The sequence below is a fragment of the Corynebacterium sp. genome (genome assembly GCF_012838985.1).
Classification (GTDB): Bacteria; Actinomycetota; Actinomycetes; order Mycobacteriales; family Mycobacteriaceae; genus Corynebacterium.
Map to the genome: position 1 here is coordinate 1 of NZ_DUOE01000223.1, position 2,846 is coordinate 2,846.

At 67.3% G+C, this 2,846-nt stretch carries 2 protein-coding genes and 1 pseudogene; 2 read left to right on the top strand and 1 reads right to left on the bottom strand.

Features of this window, described 5'->3' with window-relative positions; all coding sequences use genetic code 11:
- The coding region (locus GXZ33_RS12530; RefSeq protein WP_291341587.1) for an aconitase family protein at positions 1-663 on the bottom strand (663 nt) is incomplete at its 3' end.
- A gap of 271 nt (positions 664-934) precedes the next feature.
- Between GXZ33_RS12530 and GXZ33_RS12535 the strand changes: the two genes are divergently transcribed.
- Both GXZ33_RS12535 and GXZ33_RS12540 read left to right on the top strand, forming a co-directional pair.
- The gene (locus GXZ33_RS12535) at positions 935-1,441 is read left to right on the top strand and encodes a DUF6676 family protein (protein ID WP_291341589.1); all 507 of its coding nucleotides are present in this window, start codon (positions 935-937) and stop codon (positions 1,439-1,441) included.
- A 445-nt stretch (positions 1,442-1,886) separates the two neighbouring features.
- Positions 1,887-2,846: pseudogene (locus GXZ33_RS12540) on the top strand (NlpC/P60 family protein); the annotation flags it as partial.

Below are 2,846 nucleotides of genomic sequence, written 5' to 3' on the forward strand. Positions count from 1 at the left end.
GACGCCCCAGCCCAGGATGCCCAGGCCGTTCTCCATGGTGGTGTGGGAGTCGGTGCCGATGCAGGTGTCCGGGTACGCGAGGCCCTCGTTGTCGAAGACGACGCGGGACAGGTACTCGATGTTGACCTGGTGGACGATGCCGGTTCCCGGGGGAACGACGCGGAAGTTGGAGAAGTTCTCGGCACCCCAGCGGAGGAACTGGTAACGCTCCTCGTTGCGCTGGTACTCGATCTCGACGTTCTTCTCGAGAGCGGCGGAGGTACCGAAGGCCTCGACGATGACGGAGTGGTCGATGACCATCTCAGCCGGGTTCAGCGGGTTGACGTCATCCGGGTCGCCGCCCAGGGTCTTGACGGCCTCGCGCATGGTGGCCAGGTCGACTGCACAGGCGACACCGGTGAAGTCCTGCATGAGGACACGTGCCGGGGTGAACTGGATCTCGATGGAGGGCTCAGCCTTCGGATCCCAGTTGGCGATTGCCTCGATGTGCTCGGTGGTGATGTTTGCGCCGTCCTCGGTACGCAGAAGGTTCTCGCCGAGAACCTTCAGGGAGTACGGCAGCTTCTCCATGCCCGGCACGGCGTCGAGGGCGTAGTAGTCATAGGACTTCTCGCCGACCTCGAGGGTGCGCTTGGCGTTGAAGGAGTTCTTGCTTTCGGTCACAGGGAGCTCCATTTCCTCTTCATTGAACTGGAATGTTCGTTACCCGCACCCGTCTACCCCGGTCAAGGCAGGCGTGCACCGGCAGAACGCGGTGGTACGTCCCCAAGTGTAGGGAATCGCACCAACGACCGATGCAATTCTAACAGTACGGGCGTCTTGTTTGTGGCTTTTGGCAGGCCGCGCGGCGCGTCGCCACCCCCGCCACACCCGGGGAGGATAGAAATAGCGGTGTCCGACACCCCGTTCCCCACGCGAAAGTAGCCGCACCACGATGATTCCCGCCGGCATCGACACCGACGACCTCGCCCGCCAGATCGGGGAGGACGCCGTCGCCTTCGGCACGCAGGTCCCTGCCGGGCGTGTCGCGGAGCTGGAGCCAGGGCTTGTCGACGCCGTGGCGCACGCCGACGCCTCCAGCTTCGGCTCCCTGGGGGTCGTCGTGCTGGGGGAGACCCCGCCCCACGCGCCCGATCTGCGTGACGTGGCGCAGGATCTCCTGCTGGCCACCGACGTGGACACGGTCATCGTCCGTGCGCCGGAGTCCGGGGCGGTCGTCAGTGATCTGCACACCCGGGCCGACATCGAGTCGGCGCAGTACCCTTTCCTGGGCAATCCGGACGTGGTCGGGGGAGTGTTCGGTTTCATCGACGACGTCAACGGATCCTCCGTGAGCTGGGCCTCCGCGGTCACACTCATCGCCATCGCCCTGGTGGCCGTCGTCGTGTTCACGGCCCTCGGCGCCCGCCGGCGCTTGAACTGGTCAAGGGCCCGGGCCTGACGGTGGAAATAGATACCACGGCAACTGTTGCGGAATCGTTACGCTTTCCGGGGCGACTTCCCCGAAAACGTTACAGATTGTGATCAACATCACACGTTTGTTACCATTCCGTCATTATGCAGGTCACACCCCACGTGGTGGTCATGTGGCCAGCCTTTACTCCTGGTGGCGTTGGTAAACATTAGGTCACGGAGCCCGGGAGTGTTCTATGGTGCCGTTATCGGCTCACGGGTCGATGGAAACCTCCGACAGGATCAGATGTCGCGACCGAGGTGGTCGTCATCGTCATCGCACGGGCATGTGGGGAAGCACGCCGAGCGCGAAGAGGCACTGAATCGATGCCGCGAGGTCTGGACACCCGTGTGCCTGTACCGATGATCAATCGATTCGGCACCCTCGTAGTCAAGGGTCCGCCCTTGCCTGTGCGGGTACGTGAGGAGTACACGTGGCCCCGACCACTCTCGTTCACGCACGCCTGCGTTCGGTGTTCGCCACCGCGCTGTGCGCTGCGTCCCTGACGGCCTTCACCCCGGCCGTCGCCCACGCGACACCAGCATCACCGGTCACCGCGGAGTCCGCGGCGGAACTGGTCAATGACGTCACACGGACCCAGTCCGAGATGGACCGGCTCGCACTGGAGATCGGCGGACTGCACGAGGAGGTCAACAAGGCCCTCGTCGATCTGCACGACGCCCAGGCCACCGCGGAGCAGGCCCGTCAGGCCGTCGCCCTGGCCCGCGCCGAGCTGACGGAGACGCAGGAGAGGATCGAGGAGGCCCAGGCCCGCCTCGACGAGATCTCCCGCGCCGCCTACCGACGCACGGCCACCCCCGCCGCCGTGGCCACCCTGGCCGGCGAGGAGGCCTCCGAGAGGTCCCTCGACCGCCAGACCTACCTGCGCACCACCGCCGAGAAGCAGCGCGCCGCCGTCGAGGAGCTCGACCAGCTGCGCACGGAGCAGGCCAACCGTGAGTCGGAGCTGCGTCACCTGCGCAACCTGGCGGAGGAGCGGGAGGCCCGCGCCCTGCAGCGTGAGACCGAGGCCCGCACCGCCATCGAGGTGAACAACTCCCTCATCAGTGAGCTCACCGTCGAGCGCGACCGCCTCGCCGCTGAGCGGGACGCCGCGCAGGAGCAGCTCGACGCCGCGCGCCACGAGATCGCCGCCGGCAACGCCGCGCAGCAGGATGCCCAGGAGTACCGCGCGGCCGACGCCGCCCGCAAGGCGGCCGAGGACGAGGCCGCCGTCGACACGGAGGCCGCTGAGGAGGCCCGCCGCGTCGTCGAGGAGGAGACCGCCGCCGCGGATGAGGCCCGCGTCGCAGCTGAGGAGGCGGCCCGGGCCGTCGCCGAGGCGGAGGAGCGCGAGCAGGAGGCCGTCCGCGCCGCGGAGGAGGCGGCCGCC